Genomic DNA, 18,708 nt, shown 5'->3' with positions numbered 1-18,708 from the left:
TCATGTTTATGTTAATCGTGTTCGCTAGGTAATGTTTGGGAAGACAGTCCTTAATTGTTTATTTCTTTGAGTAGCTGCTCTGTTGCTTTTTTCAGCTGACTGTCTTCATTTCTGCTTCGTTCATCTGGTGCATTATCTAAAATAATGTCTGGAACTGCAGGTCCCAATTCCATATTTTCTCCAGTTGCTTTTACATACCAGGCACGAAAAGGTAACCTGATCAAGCTACCATCTATCAACCGTCTTCCGCTAGTGGATATTACAGCTCCGAAAGTAGGTTTCCCAACCAAAGTACCTACACCTAAATGCTTGTACGCATGTGAAAATATTTCTGCATTGGAATAGCTACTTTCATTGCATAGCGCAATGGAAGGCTTAGTCCAAGCTGGTAATGGCAACCTTTCACTATAAGGATAGTAATCGGCAAATTCTTTGTTGTTGTCCAAGCTTTCAGTAGCTCCTCTCGGAATCGTATAAGCATGTTGCTTCACATTCAAAATGGCCATTAGATGATCTGTTGTCCATCCTCCACCATTGAACCTTACGTCGATGACAATGCCCTTCTTGCCATATCCAGCTGCAGCTAATTCTCTTTCGAATCGTTCGAAGCTCGACCAACCCATAGCTTGAATATGGATATAGCCAAGTTGCCCATTGGAAAATTCATCTACTAGTTTCTTTTTTGATTGTACCCAGGCTTTGTATCGAGCGTTGCTATTACTGGAGACTGGTCTGATTTCAACTTCTCTATTTTGTCCATCGGTACTTTTTACTGAAAGTAAAACTCGCTCATCAGCTGTCTCATTCATCAAATCATAATAATTCACATTCGAGGTGATGGAAGTTCCATTCACTGCGGTGATTGTTTCGCCAATCTTAATAGTACTAATCTCTCTATCGGCTGGCATTTGGGGTAGTTTACTAATGACTTGCACGCCATCCGCTACAGGTTTGAGTTCTACGCCAATGAGACCAGTCTTAGTTGATTGGACTTCTTTGCGCAGATCTCCTCGATAGAGTCCCATATGACTGGCATTTATCTGACCAAGCATTTGATTGAACACCGTGTTGAAGTCTTCTCGAGTGGATGCTTTCATTGCCAATGGCTTATAAATGGATTTAAGATTATTGAAATCTTGCCCGTGAAAATTAGGATCATAAAATCGTTTATCCAGTGCCTTCCAAGCTTCTTCGAATATTTGATTCAATTCTTCTTTGAAATCTATATTCAACTTAGCTGAAATTGGGAGTGCTTCTTTTTTATCGTTAGACAGTTTGAATCTGGCCGGTTTACCTCCTTTCATGGTTGCATAGATGTATTCATTTTTAGCTCCCATGTATAGACTAGAAGGCTCTTCGCCGCCTGAAGTTATCGCTGTGTGGTCTTTTTTATCCCATGATATTTTGAACAAATCGACGTCTACTTTTGCAGGTTTTCCCCAGCCATCAGTACTAGTGCGGTAATAAATCGTTTTACCATCTTTAGAAACCAGTGGGCTAATTTCATTGCCATAAAAGGCAGTCACTTGTTCTAGCCTTTCATGAATGTCTTCAAAGTCGATTTGAATGGGAGTGATGCTATTCTCTTCTTTTTTATCATCTGACTTTCCTTTATTCTTTTTCTTTGAGGAATCAGGTTCGCTCTTAGGCTTTTTTTCTTCATCGTCTTCGTATTTCCACTCGTCGGCAGTTTTTTCCCAATCAGATTTTTTCAACCAAAGAAACCAGATGTCATAATCGCCGTTGCTACGGGCTGATGTAAATACTAGTTTACTTCCATCAGGACTCCATACAGGATCGCTGTCAAGTTTTGGATGCATGGAGATGTTGACTGGGCTCTTACTGCCGTCTGCTTTTAGAATGTAGATCTCTTCATTGAAATTCAAGTCATCCATGCTGTAAGCCAGCCATTTAGAGTCAGGTGACCAAGACACACCGTATGGTTGCGCCCAGCCAGACAATAGAGTTTTTTCATTAGAAATAAATCCCTTATTAGAGATGGAAGCCGATAAAAACTGACCACCACCTCGTCTAAATACAAGCGTTTTGAGGTCAGGTGAGATCACAAGGTCTGATTCTTCTTCAGGAGTATTTGTTATTTTGGATACATCCAATTTTAAAGTTTTAAACAAATTCCCTTCGCTTATGTCGCCTGACCGAACGGCGTAGATGTCATAATTTCCTCCTCGATCAGATACAAATAGGAGTGTTGAGTCATTTACCCATTGAGGTTCTAGGTCTCTATATGGTGAATTAGAAAGGTTGATAGTTCTGCTTTTTTCCTTATCATTTTCAGTAATAAAGATTTCACCTCTTATAACCAAAGCACTATAATCTCCACTTGGAGATGGGATAATTTGATCCACATCATTACGGTATGTTTTTCTCTCTATTGGGTCAAATCTATAGTCAGATCCTATGGCCAAATTAATTGGAGTAGTCTGCTTGGATGAAACATTTACTGAAAGCAGTTGGTCACCTTTATCCAGTAAAATGGTTTGTCCGTTATTGCCAACGCTAAATGAGCTAATGCCCATATCTGCAAATGATGTGACGGCCTGTACATCTCCACTTATTGCGCCATTGGTATCCAGCGTTAATTGATGAACATTATATTTTCCACTTCGGGCTGATTGAAAGAATAATGTCTGATCATTACCCCACTTCGGATAGATGTCGTTGTGAGTATCTGTAGTTAACTGGCTATAGGAATTATTTTGCGAATCATACAACCAAATATCAGTGTTGGCAGGGCCATTGTAGGCTTCTCTTTCATCTCGACAAGAACCTTTTACAAAGGCTACAAATCGTCCATTTGGAGATTGTGTGGCATAGAATCCTAAGGCATTCATATAACGATAAGGCGTGCCTCCAGATAGGTTGACGACTTGTACTTCATTATCCCATTCAATCAAGCGATAGTTTCTGTTTCCATGAAAAAGCACTTTTCCATCCTGAGTGACATCACTGGGTGTGTCGCTTGATGAATGAAAAGTCAATTGCTTAGGTAATCCTCCAGTTAGACTGATGTAATAAACATCATTGTTGCCATTCCGGTCACTTCTGAAAACCATTCCTTCTCCGTCAGGTGTCCAAAATGGTTTCGTTTCATAACCTTCATGAATGGTTAGTCTTCGTGGGCTAGTTCCATCTGCATTCGCTGTCCATATATCTCCTTGATAGGAGAAGGCCATTTGATTGCCATCGGGGCTCAGCACAGGAAAGTTGATTAAAGGATTAGAGATTTGGGCGAAGCTAGAAAATGCGACTGCCCATGCCAAAAGGGTTAATGTCAATTTTTGCATAGAATATTGAGTTTTATCAGATACTAAAATAGAATATTATCCTTTACCTCTATGCTCATTTTTTTTATTGGTATTATTTTGAATTGATCGGTCTAAAAAAGATACCTTTCCAGGTATTGATACCTGAATCGGGAAATACTTTATTTAAATTCTACTCCAGAATAGCAGCTGATGATGAGATATCTGATGCGTGGTTTGAGGCACAATTCAAGTTTATGGCCAACTCATTGGTTGATGCGTTGGCCTGCTGAAGCTGGTGTTTATTAATCGTTTGGTTATAAATTTCCCATAACTGATCATGCAGACTTTCTATTGTTCTGGTTTGCACAAAATTTAGAGCTTCTTGACTCATTTGCTTGTGCATTTCATGGTTAGAAAGAATCTCTACTATTCTATTGGCAAATTTCTTGGCTTTCCTTGGCTTGACTAAGAAACCGGTCTTATTGTTTTTGACAATTTCTGAAGGACCACCAGCATCTGCTGCCACCACGGGAAGTCCAGAAGCCATGGCTTCGATGACTACGTTGCCAAATGTTTCGGATTCAGAAGGAAAGAAAAAGAGGTCACAAGAAGCATATATTTTTGCTAAATCTATACCTACCTTTTTGCCTGTAAATACGGCCTTAGGCATTTTGTTTTCAAGCCAATCTCGTTTGGGACCATCACCTGTAATAATCATGGTGATTGTTTTGTCAGCTTTTCGAAGTTTTTTGTAGACTTTAAAGATTGTCTTCATTTCCTTTTCTTTGATAAGTCGACTTACAAAAAGCACTTTTTTGTTTCCTTCTGGAATGACTACATCAAAAAGTGTCTCGTCGCGGAATGTCGGATTGAAGTTTTTGACATTTAATGATCGACCCCAAACTTTAAGCTTACTTGCTGATATGCCTAATTTTAGCAAGTCTTTTTTGACTGTTCGGGTTGGGACTAGAGTTAAGTCTGAATTTCTATAGTACCACATGAATAAATACTTGGCTATTCTGCCTATTAGAAAATCGCCTGCTCGCCCAACGTAATATTTTAAATATAATGGATAGTGCGTGTGATAAATATTGACTACTGGAAGGTGGTTTTTCTGCCCATATTTAATGGCGAATCTTCCGAACAAGGAAGGAGAAGTGAAATGAATAAGGTCAGGGGAGAATTGATCTAAGACATTTTTCAGTTTTTTGTTATAAGGCAAGCCTAAACGATACCCTTTTTGTGCGGGTACCTTCAAGTAGGGACACAAATGAATTTTATGAGGGATGGACTGGAGGTCCTTTGGTGGATGGGAGGTAATAACTAGAACTTCAAATTGATCCTTGGGAATAGCATGCAAGATTTTATGAAGGGTCACACTCACTCCATCAAAGTTTTCCTCAAGTATATCTGCAAAAATGGCTATTTTCCTCATGGCGAAATTCATGCTGTTTCGTAAAAATCGACCAACAAGAAGCCAACTCTAAAAAAATAGGGTTATTAAAAAGGCAAGCTTTTTTTAATGGAAATTTAACTTCAAATAATCGAGCACAGCATCAGACAACGATGGCATAACATTGAAAGAGGGGTGGTTGTCTGTCTGAGTTTCAAGACTAAGAATAAATTCATGAATTAACTCCGGTTGAACTGTGTCAAAAGAACTACTCAATCCATATCCTAAATGCTCCATATACATCGCATTAGCCTTTTGTTCAAAGTCATCAGGTTTGTACAACAGCAACAAAGGTTTCTGAAGTGCCAGAGATTCGAAGATGATATTGGAACCAGCTGAGCTGACTACACCATTGGCTCCTGATAACATTTGCTTAAACTTCATATTATCTGAAGGGTAGTTTTGGATTCCATTAATGTTAACTGGATGGCCGAAATTTTTTATTTTCATTCCATTGGCTGTTAAGGCTTCTAATACGGAATGACCATTTCCATCTCTAAAGTAAGAAATCAGATAGTCGCCTCTATCGTTTTCAAATTCATCAAAACTCAAATCTGGCTTGACCAATATGGATTTGTTATCCTTGGTTGGAAGTTCGCAAAAATGTATGATGAACTTATGACTGGCCCATTGACTGGCTATACGAACTTTGAAATTTTCTCTTAATAGCTCACTTTTAGGTAATTGGACCGGATGCTTACAATAAGGAAATACAAGTCCGTGACCAATGGACAGAATGGGAATGCCCAGCAACTTCGCAACCCATGTGCTCGGAGCGTCACCATCTGAAATCAGTACATCGGGTCGAAATTTTCGCAGCTGCCTGTAATCTTCAATTAATCTTTTAATAAAATCAATCACAGATGACTCGGGAAAAATGGAATCGATTTGCTCTACTTCATAATTTTCTTCAAGTACTGGAAGTGCATCACGCCCAACATAAACCTTAAGCTTATATTTCCTTAATATTAGCTTTTTGAGAAGATAGTGTGCTCTAGTTGAATGTCCCCGCCCTCGTCCATGAACGTAATATGCGATTCTCAGAGGCATCTCCTAAATTCGGTTGGATCAGGGGTGTTATTAGCCTTAATGATCATTGAAATAAAGTTAAAATTCATTTTTAAAAAGCGTGTTTTCATTTAATAGGAGCAGTGTTTTGCCCAAATCTCAGTTAATTCATGACCCCTCACTTAGTTGTAAGTTGTCGTTCTGTTTGACACATAAAAATAGGTGGGATTCTTTGAAAATGACACTCTTGAAAAATCTTAACGATAATTTAATAGACCGAAAATCCATTGAGTTTATTCTGATGGATTTTGACGAAGGCAATCAGGTCAAAAACTGGATAATCAAAGAGTTTGGTGAATATCTAAGCGATGGATACTTAAAATATTTTCATTGTCCAGGTTTGGAAGAATGGAATGCTTCCATAGCTAAAAACACAAGCCACAAAGTAGCTACAGGTGCAGTTCTTGTGAATCTTGATTGTGACAATTACACGGGTCTCCGCGGTGGTGCTTTTGTTTTGGAGCAGTTTCGACAAGCAGAGCAAAATATTGTGTTGTGGCAATTTTCAAAAATTAAAGAAGACGGTTCATTTGGTAGAATATCCATTACCAGAGATTTATTCAAATTTTTGGGTGGATACAACGAATCTTTTTTGCCCATGGGATATCAAGATGATGATCTTATGGCTAGAGCGAAAGCGAGTGGAGCACTTCTAGTTCACAGAAGGAATCCGGAATTCAACCAAGCCATACCCAATGAAAAATACAAGCCAGCAACAATGACTTACAAGCAAATGAAAATGACAAATAAAGCTAAATCCAAAAAAAACATCAGACTAGGTAGGCTCATGGCTAATTCAGGACAGTTTGGCTTGGAAGAGATCTATGTGCTGGATGTAGATGGTAAGATGGTCAGGTATGAAAAATTGAATCACTGATATGAAATTTTTAATCCTACTTAAAAAGGCTTCTCCCAGAGTTTTCATTTTGGCAATATTCGTTAGCGTGCTCTCTGGAGTTTGTTCTACGTATGTCATCAAGCTCATCCATCAGTATATCAAATTTGGATTGGTAGAAGGTCAAAACTTTTTCACACAATTTGCGATTTCCGTCTTTTGTTTCGGTGTGTTTGGCGTGCTATCCTCTTACTTTATTTCGGTACTTACCCAGTCTATGGTATTCAAGTTAAGAGTAGAATTATCCAAAAAGATTTTAAACGCCTCATTTCAAAAAATTGAAAGAAAACTCGATCTTGTTCTTCCTGTTCTCACAGCAGATATCAACTTAGTATCCGCAAGTATGAATCGGTTGCCCCCAGTCGTGACTGGTTTGGCGACGGCCATTGGGTGTTTGATTTATCTATTCTATTTATCGTGGGTTTTGACTTTAGGGTGTACTGTCATTTTTGCATTTGGTTTTGTTGTCAATTATGTGGCTCTACCATATCTGAAAAAATACAGCGAACAGGCTAGAGAAGAATGGGATAAGATTCACAAAAATTTTGAAGGAGTGGTTCTTGGAATGAAGGAATTGAAACTGAATCAAGACCATCGCGAAAATTTCATTCGTAAAAACATTGAACCAAGCTGCCTTAACGAAAGAGCATTCCGTGTAAAAGAAGAGACCTTATATGCTGTGTCTGCAAGAGTGATCGAGGTAGTGTTATTTTTTGGAGTTGGGATTCTCATATTTTTGATTGATGGGAATGATTTAATTACTAAGGAGTCTTTTGGTAATTATTTACTCGTACTACTTTTTACAGTGGCTCCACTTGCCACAGTGAGTGGCTTCCTCAAGCATCTCAAGCGAACTCAAGTTTCCCTCAACAAAATTGAACAAATCGGAATTTCATTAGCATCCGAACTAGAGGATCAACAAGCTGATAAAGTCGCGCCAAATTGGAGTTCTGATCTAGATCCCATTTTTTCACTTTCCAATGTGCATTTCAATTACGGTCAGGATGAAAATTTTTCTATTGGCCCGCTCAACATGGCAGTAATGAAAGGAGAGATTATTTATGTGGTAGGCGGGAATGGTAGTGGTAAAACGACCTTCATTAAAACGCTGACAGGACTGTATCAAGCAACAAGTGGAGAACTTTGGTTTAAAAATCAGAAAATTGATCAGCATAGTCTCGATCATTATAGGAAACATTTTGCAGGGGTTTTCACGGACTATCATTTGTTTGATGATCTGCACCATATCGAAAATAGGATGATAGACATTCATGCAGAGGCATTGCTTGAGCAATTAGAAATTGGTCACAAGGTGCAAATTAGGGACAAGAAAATTTCAACGACCAGATTGTCGTACGGTCAGCGAAAGAGATTAGCCATGATGGTCTCTATTTTGGAAGATAAAGAGATTTACATTTTCGACGAGTGGGCTGCCAATCAAGATCCCTATTTCAAGGAAATATTCTATGCGAAATTATTACCACAGCTTAAAGATCTCGGAAAAACTATAGTGGCTATTTCACACGATGAAAAATACTTTTCATACGCAGACCGAGTGGTGAAAATGGAAGAAGGTGAGCTTGTTGAAATCAATTATCCTAAAGATGTTTTGTCTAGTTGATTGTAATAATTTTTGGAGTCCAAGTGGTGGAGGGGTTCGTCGCTATCATTTGGAAAAAATAAACTACTACAAAAAAAGGAATGACATCAAGTATGTGTTTGTGATGCATGATGCAAAAACATACACAGAAAAAATAGGCGATAATATTTTCATAGAACACCTGAAAGTACCTAAAGTATTGGGGCAATGGGAATATCGCTACCTCGTTCGACAATCAGTCTTGGAGCCTCTGCTGCTCAAACTAAACCCCGATGTGATTGAAGTTGGTTCGCCTTACTTCATGCCTCGAATTGTAAATTCAATTGTGAAGAAACATCAGCTAAAATCTAAGGTTTTTGGGTTTTGGCATGCTGATTTTCCTGTCACCTATGTAAGGAGATTTTTGAATAAAATGCCATTCAATATGGCTCAAAAAGGAGAATCAATCGCTTGGAGATTTGCCAGAAAACATTACAATTCAATGGATGGAGTAATTGCTTCAAGTCAAATAATTATTGACCGAATGAAAGACAATGGGATGACCAACATCCAATTTGTACCTTTGGGTGTAGATAAGGATGCTTTTCATCTATCCAAGCGAGACGAAAAAATGGTTGCTAAACTCAAAGTTGGCGAACCTGACCGACTAATTATGTTTTTTCCTCATAGATTCTGTCGCGAGAAGGGCTTGAGGCTATTGCTAGTTGCTTATCCGCTGCTTTGCAAACGACTCAGTCATGAGCCTACCTTGTTGTTGGCAGGGACGGGTCCGGATCTTGGTTTGGTCAAATCTGCTGCAAATACACATACTCATATTCATTATCTCGGCTTTGTGAAAGAGATAAATGATATGGCCGCATATTATGCAAGTGCAGATTTAGGTTTTGCTTTGAGTAGCTGGGAGACTTTTGGGCTATCCTTAGTAGAGTCCTTGAGCGCTGGTCTACCGCTAATTGCCGCTAATGATGGTGCTGCCAAAGAGCACATAGAAAAATCCGAGGCGGGGTTGGTTCTTGATGAGTTAACGGCGGAAGAATTGTGTGAGAAAATAGTGGCGTTTTCAGAATTGAAGAATAAGTCTGAATGGAAAGAAAAAGCCAGAAAGTATGCCGAAAATTTAAGTTGGAAAAACTGTTTTGATCGTCAATTGAGTAGCTACCAAAACGTTTAGGTTTCTAAAAATCGCCATTTGATTAGTTGGCCAATTTTTAACTTATCCATCCAAATTCCCCATGGGAAGCCGATTAGAATGAGCTCAGACATAAATTTACCAAACCAAATATTCATAGTTAGGAAAATTCCAATATGCATCCCAATAATAGCCAATGTAATAAACGGCCTGGTACGTTTGAACCACAATAGAAATCCGAAAAATTCAGTTGTGATTCCAATAATCAAAATGATTGTAGCAATGGGTACACTTAAAAAGGCCAATTCTTGAAGAAAATTGTATTCTGCCATACCATATTTAGATAAGTGGTCTACGCTTTTCTCACTCATCCAAAGCCACAAATGACGACCATCCGTCCATTGAATTCCAGTAGCAATAAGCTTTGAAAATGAAGCAGTAGTGTATCCAAACCCAACGAAAAAATAGACCAGACCCATAGTAACACCTTGGCGATATCTATTTTCATCATATAGATAAACACCCAGACCCAAAGCCAATAGACTCAATCCTATAAAATTTGCACTATGTGGGATTTCTCCCAGACAATATCTAGCGCAAAAAAGTAAATGTAGCAGTCCAAAGCAGGCCAAGTATAGCCACTTAGGGCCAATTCTAACAAAGGCCAAAATGCTGAGCAAGGTTAAAGTTCCAGCGAACCATAAAGGAAGCTCATTGCCATGCATAAAACCAATATTAATATGCGTGGCGATGCCTAATGGGAGAACAACTTCCTTGATTTTTAAGGTATAAAATGCCCACGACCATGCGAGATCTATTGAATTGAAAATTACATATGCTTCGAATATTTTGAAGTAAATCTTTTGACCAGTAGTTAGTTGGGTACCGGATCCAAACAAATTAACAATTACTTGATCAGTGATTTTCATTTTGGAAGTAAATGGAAGTATCCAGAGATGGATTAAAATGATTGCCTTTTTGATCGAATAGTATAAATGGTAGTGCTGATGTCTCCACATTGGAATCATCAGTCAATCGACCAGAGACTTTGACCGCCAGTAACCTTCGATTTTTAAGATGCTCTTCTCCTATCATAAATCTGAGTGCAGCTACCCGATCGTTGTTCCAGTCTTTTGTTTTACACACGAAGTTGGAATAGTCAATATTGTCTATTTCTAAAGAAGTAGTAGTGGCAGGATTTCCAGGAAGGTCAGGGTAATTGGTGATCTTCCAGATTAGAGAGTCTGGCATATCGCTTACATCTCGAATGAGTGCACGTGTCCACGGCTGACCAGCCTTGGAGAACATAGGATAGATGCTAAATGGCCAAAACTCACCTTTATGGGTGGCTACCAGAAAACCATTAACTATAAACAAGAGAAGTAAAATTCTTCTTGCCTGTTTTCTAAACATGAGTCTTTTTATTCATAGCCAAATATATTTAGTGAGGGATTAGAATAAGCTCTGAATGGCTTGACTTTACTAAAACATAACACAGTCTTGATCTACAGTAAAAATTATAACTAAGGCTTAATAATGGCTTAAAAAACAGGAGATATCTAAAATGTACTTTTAACAATAGTTTTAAAATGTATTCAAGATGTTTTTCAAGCACTTAAAAAAGACGGAAAGAATTAGTTGGTTAGTACTATTGTTAGGCTTTGTGATGGTTGCGGTTCTGAGCTGTTCAGAAGCCGAAGACCCTCAACCCAATCAATCCAAGGAAGAACAACAAGAAAGTAGAGATCAGTTACTCGAACTGATAGGCGCTATTGACTCTTGATTCATAAGAATGAATCTATTCCAAATCCAGCATTGTAACCATCCAAATCCGGTTGACATGACATGAATAAATGAAATGTGGATGTTGTTACCCAGGACAAAGTGGTTGAATACCTCAAATACAAAAACCAAACTAAACAAGAACCATTTTTTAGGGCTAAAGTAGGAGAGGCCTCCTATTAAAGCGAAAATTCCTACTGATCCCCCCATCCAAGCTCTGGCAAATCCATAAGAAACAAAATGAGTATCTGGCCAGAAGATTTGCAAAATATTGAACAGTCCACCGAAAAACAGTCCAATCAAAAGGTAGGTGAAAAAATAAATGAACATCGTAGCCTTGGTTCCATGCTGGGATTCAAAGGATTGCACTGGAAACATGAAGCCAAATAGGGTAACAAAAAGAATGTGGACGAAATCATTATGAAACCATGCAGTAGTCAAGCCAGTGGCCATAAAGTGCCAAAAATCGGTTTTAAACTGCCCCATCCACATCATCCACTCGCATTGCAACATCATTTGCCAGGTGCCTTCGTCGCAATTTCTACGAGGGGCAAATCCTAATGTGGCTAGAATGTACCAAACGATTAAAAGATAAAGTAGACTAAATTTTCTACTAAGAACCCATTGTCGAACGGAATGATAACCAGTGCCTTGCGGATTAGTCCATGGCCAGATGTATGGAATCCATTGTTTGCTGGCTTTATTTTGATTAGACCCCAAAAGATTTACATTTTATATATCCAAACAATTGTTTGGTCGATAAAAAATTGTTGTGCTGTGTTTTCTGAAGCTTGTTGGCTTAATGCCAGAAAAAGTGAGATGTCTAAAATCCTGCTTTTTATAATATTCGAACACTTCTTTGTAACCCTTTCTATCACTATCGTCTAATATCAGAACGCCGTCGGATGTAAGCTGAGCACAAGCATTTTTCGCGCAAGCCACCCTATGACGACCATCAATTAGAATCAATTGATAAAGTATCTCTTCACCTTCAGTCAGAATGGCATTTGCATAATTTCGATCAAGCTCATAGTATTTAACCTCAGCATTTTCCAAATGAGCAATTTCTTTTCTTACCTTTTGGTACCATATCTGGTCATATTCAATTGACTTGACTGTCTTGAGCTTGCTAGCAAAATATTGCGTTGAAAATCCTGATCCATACTCAAATAAAGACAGGTCGGCATTGAGTCTTTCAGAGAAAAAATCAAGAATGGCGTAATTCATCCAGGGAATAGGATTGCCATTTGCATCCACAGGTTTTTTCTCACTTTGTGATTTTAAATAGGCCTCCCGTACAAAATAAGACTCCTTGTGAAAAGAGAAATTGTAGAAGGTTTCGAATACCCGGGTCCATTTCATTCTAAAAATGATAAAAAGTGACTTGGTTAGGTTGGATTGGTAATACGCAATTGCAATGTAGATGATAGAAACTAGGATTCAGAGTGGTTTTTGGTGAGTTAACATAAACTTATTCTTTACGGAATTATACGTTAACATTCGCCTATCTATATGATTAGAATATTGATATTTCACTATCAATTATTAGAAGAGGGTTACGTTCAATCTTGTTTGCTTCTATGATTTTATCATACATATTTGCACTTCAATATCGAAGAAATTGAATAAAAACGCACCCATCGGAATTTTTGATAGCGGAGTCGGGGGACTTACGGTAGCTCAAGCAGTTAAAAAACTGTTGCCAGAAGAAGATATGATTTACTTCGGCGACAGTGCACATTTGCCGTATGGGGATAAGTCAGCTGCTACTATTCAAGCCTATTCAATCAAAATCACAGACATTTTACTCCAGCGCGGATGCAAAGTAATTTTGATTGCTTGCAATTCGGCTTCAGCTGCAGCTTTCGATCTGATCAAAGCTTACGTAGGAAGTAAAGCCCACGTAATCAATGTGATCGATCCTGTGATCGAGCACCTGAAGGAAGGTGCGTCTAGAAAAAAGGTGGGTTTGATTGGGACGCTTCAGACGGTTAATTCAAAAGTCTTTGAAACTAAAATCAAAAACGAAAAGGTAGATGTTGAGTTGAGCGCTTTGGCTACACCTTTGTTGGTACCTATGATTGAAGAAGGTTTTATCCATGATTCGATCAGTCATGAGATTATCGCCACTTATTTAAGTGACCCTTCGTTGGCCGAAATAGACGCTTTGATCTTAGGATGCACACATTATCCAATCATCAAAGAAGACATAAAAGAATTTTATAAAAACGAGGTAGAGTTGGTTGATTCTGCTAATATTGTAGCACGAAGCTTAAAACAGCAATTAAAGGCCCTGAATTTACTAAGCGACAAAACAGAAGGTAATGATCAATTTCTCGTATCAGACTACACCCCAGCTTTTGAAAAAGCAGCACGCCTTTTCTTCAACAAGGAAATTCACCTTGAGAAGTACCCTCTCTGGGAGTAATTGTTGCTGTTGTTGTTGCTAATTTGATCTTAAAAATCGGATCATTCTTTTCTGCCTATCAGACTGGCTAATCGTCTGGAAATTCCTCTGAGAATTCTTAACTTACTTTTTATTTAATTACTGATGATAGCATTCTTATTCTATCTCCCTTTTATGTTAGTGTTTGTGCTTTTGGCTGTCTATGCTGAGCGCAAAGTATCTGCTTTTATGCAAGACAGGTTGGGGCCTATGGTAGTGGGTAAGTATGGTATTCTTCAAACTTTCGCTGATACGCTGAAAATGCTTCAGAAGGAAGACATCATTACTAAATCTGCTGATAAGGTGCTATTTATAATGGCGCCTGTAGTCATTTTCACTTCGATTTTTGCTGGTTTTGCGGTCTTGCCTTTGACTTCTGACATTGTCGGTTCGCAAGTAGAAACAGGCGTCTTCTTTTTGATGGCCGTGATTTCTCTAGATGTGATTGGGATTCTCATGGCAGGGTGGGGATCCAATAGTAAGTTTTCACTTTTTGGTTCTTTGCGTGCCGTGGCACAAATCGTGTCCTATGAAATTCCTCTTGGACTTTCTATTCTTTGTGTAGTCATGGTCACCCAAACGTTGAATCTACAAGAGATGTCGATTCAGCAGGGCCTTCTGAATACTGAAAATGCTTATGGTGGTTTTCTCTCATGGAATGTGATGCGGTATCCGATGCTCTGGATGGTATTCATCATTTATTTCATAGCTTCTTTGGCAGAATCCAATCGCACCCCTTTTGATTTGCCAGAATCTGAGTCTGAACTCATCGGAGGATTCCATACTGAATACTCAGGGTTTAGATGGGCGATCATTATGCTTGGTGAATATGGCATGATGCTTTTGGTCTCATTAGTGGCCGTGATCCTTTTTTTTGGTAGTTGGAATACTGCTTTGCCAAACTTGGGGCCAATGAAATTGGCGGATTGGACAACTGGAACGCACGGAACCATATTGGCAGATGCGATTGGGATTTTTTGGTTGATAGGTAAAGCCATGGTTCTAGTTTTTATACAGATGTGGGTTCGCTGGACATTCCCAAGGGTGAGAGTGGATCAAATGATGGCTCTGAGTTGGAAATACTTGACACCGATAGCTCTGTTAATGGTTTTTATATGTGGCATTTGGAAATTGTGGATAGGCTAACTGACTGAAAGATTTGAAACAATATTTTAAAAATATCATCCAAACTTCTTCTTCGCTCCTCTACGGGTTGAAGATCACCATGCGCCACTTCTGGCAAGCAAGGAATTCTCGTAAGCCAGTAGGTGTGGAGGATAAAACCTATTTTGAGCAAAAAGATGGAATTGTGACTTTGCAATATCCATTTGAGGAATTGCCTGTGCCCGATACGGGCCGTTACCAATTGCACAATGAAATCGACGACTGTATTGTTTGCGATAAATGTGCTAAAGTTTGTCCAGTCAATTGTATTGATATAGAGCCCGTTCGAGCCGTAGAAGAAATTGGAAAAACCTCTGATGGGACGTCCAAAAGAATCTATGCAGCCAAGTTTGACATTGACATGTCGAAATGTTGCTTTTGTGGCCTCTGTACGGTGGTTTGTCCTACAGAGTGTCTCACCATGACCAAAGACTACGATTTCAGTGTCTTTGATTTGAAAGAGCACAATTTCGAATTTGGTGATATGAGTCCTGAATTGGTAGCTGAGAAGCAGGCAGAATTTGAAGCCCATCAAGCTGAGAAAGAAAAAGCCAAAGCGGTAGCCGCTGCAGCCAAAGCTGAAAGTGCAACTTCTGAGGAGGTACAAAAGCCTGCTTCCGCTAAAGCTACGGCTGGCAAGGGTGGTTTTAAACCAAAGGTGAAAATGGGTAAATCGGCTGTTCCTAAGCCTTCAACAGAAAAATCGGAGGCAGGCGCTGCTACTGGAGAAGCCAAGCCAGCACGGCCAGCATTCAAGCCAAAGGTGAAACCTGTTATAAAACCTACAGATACGGCTGGTGCCGAGGACAAACCAAAAGCTGCAAAACCAGTATTCAAACCGAAAGTGAAACCAGTAGTTAAGAAGGCAGAAGAGGCTAGCGATGATAAACCAAAGGCTGCTAAACCTGCCTCTTCGGCGAGCAGGCCTGTGTTTAAGCCAAAAATAAAACCTGTAGTAAAAAAGAAAGAGGATCTGACTGAAGATCAATCGGAAGTTAAAAGTGAAAAACCGAAAGCTAAGAAGCCGGTTTTCAGACCTAAAATCAAACCTACCTCCCCAAAAGGTTCGGCAGATAAACTTGCCTCTGATGAACCTACGGCTGGTAAACCCAAAAAGAAAGATTAAGTGGAAGGATTGAATAGCATAGCGTTTTATATTCTGGCCGGATTCTCCGTGTTCTCAGCCTTGGGGATACTCTTTTCTCGAAATGTAGTACATGCTGTTTTTATGCTTGTATTGGTGTTTATGGGTATTGCAGGCGTATTCATCATTTCCAATGCCGAGTTTGTGGGGGTTACACAGATTATGATCTACATAGGTGGTATTTTAATTCTGATGATGTTTGGTATCATGCTCACACATCGCATCGATGGCAATCGACTCGAAACGCAAAATAGGAGAGTAGTTATTGGCAGCCTTTTAGGATTAGGTCTCTTAGGAGTATTACTATATCCATTGAAAGAAGGCTTTCCGCTTTTTGATTTTGAGAAAGGAGTAGAAAGTGGTTTAAATGTAACCGAACAAATCGGAGTTCATCTGATGACCACTGAATTAATCGCACTAGAAGTCACCGCAGTATTATTACTGATGGCGCTCGTGGGAGCAGCCTACATCGCAGGATACAATTTAAAAAAGAAACATGGTACCGATTGAGCATTACATCATATTCAGTTCCTTGTTGCTAGTCATTGGACTAGTCATCATTCTCATCAAGCGGAGTGTGATTATGATCCTAGCTGGGATAGAGTTGATATTGAATGCAGCTAATATCAATCTGATCGCATTTTCTCAAAATGACCCCAATCTATCTGGACAGATGATGACATTATTTGTCATCGTGGTAGCTGTGGCTGAATCGGCCGTAGCATTAGCTATTGTTTATCAGATATTCAGACATCAAGGGGTGTCGGATCTAGACCAACTCAACGAACTCAAGGGCTGATGAATAATATGTGGTTATATATCATCTTATTTGCTCCACTTTTAAGTGCTGGAGTATCCTTTTTTGTTTTGAAAAAACAGGCTGGCCTTGTGCTAGTGTCCTTTTCAACTTTGACCTTGGTTGCTTCAGTTTTAGCCTGGTTCAGTTTCCCTTTTGATTCGGGCATCGAAATGGATTGGATGATTGTGGGGGCAAACCGTTTTCAGGTGGGTTTGTATTATGATCAACTCGCCGGTATCATGGCGATTGTAGTAGCTATTGTGGCATTGTTGGTGGCTATCTTCTCCTTGGAGTACATGAAGCACGATGAGGCGCAGCCTCGATATTTTGCCTTGCTTGGCTTGTTTGCCTTTTCTATGTATGGTATTGTGTTGGCTTCCAATCTGTTGTTGACGTTTGTGTTCTGGGAGTTGGTCGGATTTAGCTCTTATCTGCTGATCGGTTTTTGGTTCGAAAAAGAAGCACCGCCTATTTCGTCCTTCAAGGCATTTTTGATGAATAAAATTGGAGACATCGGTTTCTTGCTTGGGATTTTCATCCTGTTCGCCTATTTCAAAACATTAAACATTCAATCCCTCATTGGGCTCGACCCATTGAATGCTGGTTTGCCTACAACAATGCTTGTGCTGATGGGCATTGGATTGTTTCTTGCTGCAGTGGGTAAGTCGGCTCAGTTTCCGCTTCAAACTTGGTTGCCAGATGCCATGACGGGTCCTACGCCAGTTTCGGCCTTGATTCACGCAGCGACCATGGTAGCGGCTGGCGTGTATTTGATGGTTCGAGTCTTTCCTTTGTTAGCGCCTGAGGTGCTAACTATAATTGGTGTGATTGGAGGAATTACTGCCTTTATGGGAGCCTTTGCAGCATTCGCGCAAAATGACATCAAGAAGATTTTGGCCTATTCCACAGTTTCCCAGCTGGGCTATATGATTATGGCAGTGGGTGCTGGTTTTCCAATTGCTGCATTCATGCATCTTACAACACACGCCTTTTTCAAAGCGGGTCTGTTTTTGTGTTCTGGTAGCATTATCCACTATTTCCACGAGACCCAACATGACGAAGGTTTGTCCGCCGATCAGCCTGAATTTGACCCTCAAGACATTCGAAATATGGGTGGAATGCGAAAAGTGCTACCCGTAACTTTCATTGCATTCACATTTTGTATGTTATCTCTGGCTGGCTTGCCTTTGTTTTCAGGTTTTCTTTCTAAAGAGATGATTTTGAATGGATTGGCTTCCGCCAATCATCTACCAATGTTTGTTATGGTTTTTGGATTTTCGTCTGTATTTATGACGGCTGCTTATATGGCTCGCCTGTATTTTAAAGTATTTTTCAATGGTGATGCTCAGGGTAAAAAATATAAAGAAGCAAGTACTGTGAAGCTGCCACTTTTGGTGCTTTCACTGCTTTCCATTGGCTTTGTTTTTTCTGTAAATCCATTGAATCCTGATAACAGCTGGTTATTGCCAATACTAGATCAATTTAGTGGAAAAGCAATCGCAGGACATTTCACTATTGTGCCTATTTTATCTATTGGCCTCTCATTGACTGGTTTGTTGTTTTCCTTTTTCTATGTAGAAAAGAAAATGTTTGTTGGCTTGGTTTTGAGTATCAAATCATTGACGTACCAGTTGTCCAATAAAAACTTCTTTTTGGATGATATCTACAAGACCACGATCGTTCGAGGTTCCTTACTTTTGGCGAAAGCCACCTATTGGTGGGATCAGCAGGTGGTAGATCGTATAGTGAATGTGATTGGAAAAACTCAAGTGGTACTTGCTTATTTGACTGGTTGGTTCGATAGGAATGTCGTAGATGGCGGTGTGAAGCTGGTGGTATGGACTGCAAATTTTAGTGGCAACAGAACTCGCCAAATTCAAGGAGGAAACTTGCAGGGTTATTTGGTCTGGGCAGTTTTCGGATTGCTTCTAATTTTTTATTTTTTGAACTTTTGATTGGATA

Annotated in this window: 16 protein-coding genes; 9 read left to right on the top strand and 7 right to left on the bottom strand. The window is 39.4% G+C overall.

Annotation, left to right across the window (positions count from 1 at the left end):
- Positions 1-50 precede the first annotated feature (50 nt).
- The 3 genes from ABJH98_RS13680 to ABJH98_RS13670 all read right to left on the bottom strand — a co-directional run bounded on the left by ABJH98_RS13680 (position 51) and on the right by ABJH98_RS13670 (position 5,769).
- On the bottom strand, positions 51-3,305 hold the full coding sequence (locus ABJH98_RS13680; protein WP_348308256.1) for a S41 family peptidase: 3,255 nt from the start codon (positions 3,303-3,305) through the stop codon (positions 51-53).
- Between the two features lie 151 nt (positions 3,306-3,456).
- Complete coding sequence (locus ABJH98_RS13675; RefSeq protein WP_348308255.1) at positions 3,457-4,713, bottom strand: glycosyltransferase family 1 protein; 1,257 nt, start codon at positions 4,711-4,713, stop codon at positions 3,457-3,459.
- Between the two features lie 72 nt (positions 4,714-4,785).
- Positions 4,786-5,769: a glycosyltransferase family protein gene (locus ABJH98_RS13670; RefSeq protein ID WP_348308254.1), complete on the bottom strand. Its 984-nt coding sequence runs from the start codon at positions 5,767-5,769 to the stop codon at positions 4,786-4,788.
- A gap of 205 nt (positions 5,770-5,974) precedes the next feature.
- Here ABJH98_RS13670 and ABJH98_RS13665 point away from each other — a divergent pair, with 205 nt between their 5' ends.
- From ABJH98_RS13665 to ABJH98_RS13655, 3 genes are read left to right on the top strand one after another with little or no spacing between them, the layout of a single operon-like run.
- Positions 5,975-6,664 carry a hypothetical protein gene (locus tag ABJH98_RS13665; protein ID WP_348308253.1) on the top strand — a complete coding sequence of 230 codons (690 nt, stop codon included), beginning with the start codon at positions 5,975-5,977 and terminating at the stop codon, positions 6,662-6,664.
- Position 6,665: 1 nt separating this feature from the next.
- Positions 6,666-8,303, top strand: a complete 1,638-nt coding sequence (locus ABJH98_RS13660) for a cyclic peptide export ABC transporter (protein ID WP_348308252.1) — start codon at positions 6,666-6,668, stop codon at positions 8,301-8,303.
- Entirely contained in the window at positions 8,287-9,453 is a 1,167-nt protein-coding gene (locus tag ABJH98_RS13655) for a glycosyltransferase (protein WP_348308251.1), read from the top strand. Before ABJH98_RS13660 ends, ABJH98_RS13655 begins: the two co-directional genes overlap by 17 nt.
- On the opposite strand, the gene ABJH98_RS13650 is transcribed toward ABJH98_RS13655, so the two are convergent.
- The 4 genes from ABJH98_RS13650 to ABJH98_RS13635 form a co-directional block, all read right to left on the bottom strand.
- On the bottom strand, positions 9,450-10,340 hold the full coding sequence (locus ABJH98_RS13650) for a hypothetical protein (RefSeq protein ID WP_348308250.1): 891 nt from the start codon (positions 10,338-10,340) through the stop codon (positions 9,450-9,452). The two genes, ABJH98_RS13655 and ABJH98_RS13650, sit on opposite strands and share 4 nt — an antisense overlap.
- A complete protein-coding gene (locus ABJH98_RS13645; RefSeq protein ID WP_348308249.1) occupies positions 10,327-10,824 on the bottom strand; it encodes a hypothetical protein in 498 nt (165 codons plus the stop codon). Before ABJH98_RS13645 ends, ABJH98_RS13650 begins: the two co-directional genes overlap by 14 nt.
- Positions 10,825-11,157: 333 nt before the next feature.
- Positions 11,158-11,913 carry a hypothetical protein gene (locus ABJH98_RS13640; protein WP_348308248.1) on the bottom strand — a complete coding sequence of 252 codons (756 nt, stop codon included), beginning with the start codon at positions 11,911-11,913 and terminating at the stop codon, positions 11,158-11,160.
- A 12-nt stretch (positions 11,914-11,925) separates the two neighbouring features.
- The gene (locus ABJH98_RS13635; RefSeq protein ID WP_348308247.1) at positions 11,926-12,555 is read right to left on the bottom strand and encodes a hypothetical protein; all 630 of its coding nucleotides are present in this window, start codon (positions 12,553-12,555) and stop codon (positions 11,926-11,928) included.
- 259 nt (positions 12,556-12,814) lie between these two features.
- On the opposite strand from ABJH98_RS13635, the gene murI reads away from it, so the two are divergent.
- The 6 genes from murI to ABJH98_RS13605 all read left to right on the top strand — a co-directional run bounded on the left by murI (position 12,815) and on the right by ABJH98_RS13605 (position 18,701).
- Entirely contained in the window at positions 12,815-13,621 is an 807-nt protein-coding gene (gene murI, locus ABJH98_RS13630) for a glutamate racemase (RefSeq protein ID WP_348308246.1), read from the top strand.
- Between the two features lie 123 nt (positions 13,622-13,744).
- Positions 13,745-14,785 carry an NADH-quinone oxidoreductase subunit NuoH gene (gene nuoH / locus ABJH98_RS13625; protein WP_348308245.1) on the top strand — a complete coding sequence of 347 codons (1,041 nt, stop codon included), beginning with the start codon at positions 13,745-13,747 and terminating at the stop codon, positions 14,783-14,785.
- Between the two features lie 13 nt (positions 14,786-14,798).
- The gene (locus tag ABJH98_RS13620) at positions 14,799-15,929 is read left to right on the top strand and encodes a 4Fe-4S binding protein (protein WP_348308244.1); all 1,131 of its coding nucleotides are present in this window, start codon (positions 14,799-14,801) and stop codon (positions 15,927-15,929) included.
- Complete coding sequence (locus ABJH98_RS13615; RefSeq protein WP_348308243.1) at positions 15,930-16,457, top strand: NADH-quinone oxidoreductase subunit J; 528 nt, start codon at positions 15,930-15,932, stop codon at positions 16,455-16,457.
- Positions 16,444-16,746, top strand: a complete 303-nt coding sequence (gene nuoK / locus ABJH98_RS13610; RefSeq protein ID WP_348308242.1) for an NADH-quinone oxidoreductase subunit NuoK — start codon at positions 16,444-16,446, stop codon at positions 16,744-16,746. Before ABJH98_RS13615 ends, nuoK begins: the two co-directional genes overlap by 14 nt.
- On the top strand, positions 16,746-18,701 hold the full coding sequence (locus ABJH98_RS13605) for an NADH-quinone oxidoreductase subunit L (protein ID WP_348308241.1): 1,956 nt from the start codon (positions 16,746-16,748) through the stop codon (positions 18,699-18,701). The genes nuoK and ABJH98_RS13605 overlap by 1 nt, the downstream gene beginning before the upstream one ends.
- The last annotated feature ends 7 nt before the right edge of the window (positions 18,702-18,708 follow it).

Origin of the sequence: Reichenbachiella sp. (assembly GCF_039969095.1) — a bacterium.
Classification (GTDB): domain Bacteria; phylum Bacteroidota; class Bacteroidia; order Cytophagales; family Cyclobacteriaceae; genus Reichenbachiella.
Note: the sequence above shows the minus strand (reverse complement) of the source record. Positions and strands in the feature narration are given on the sequence as shown.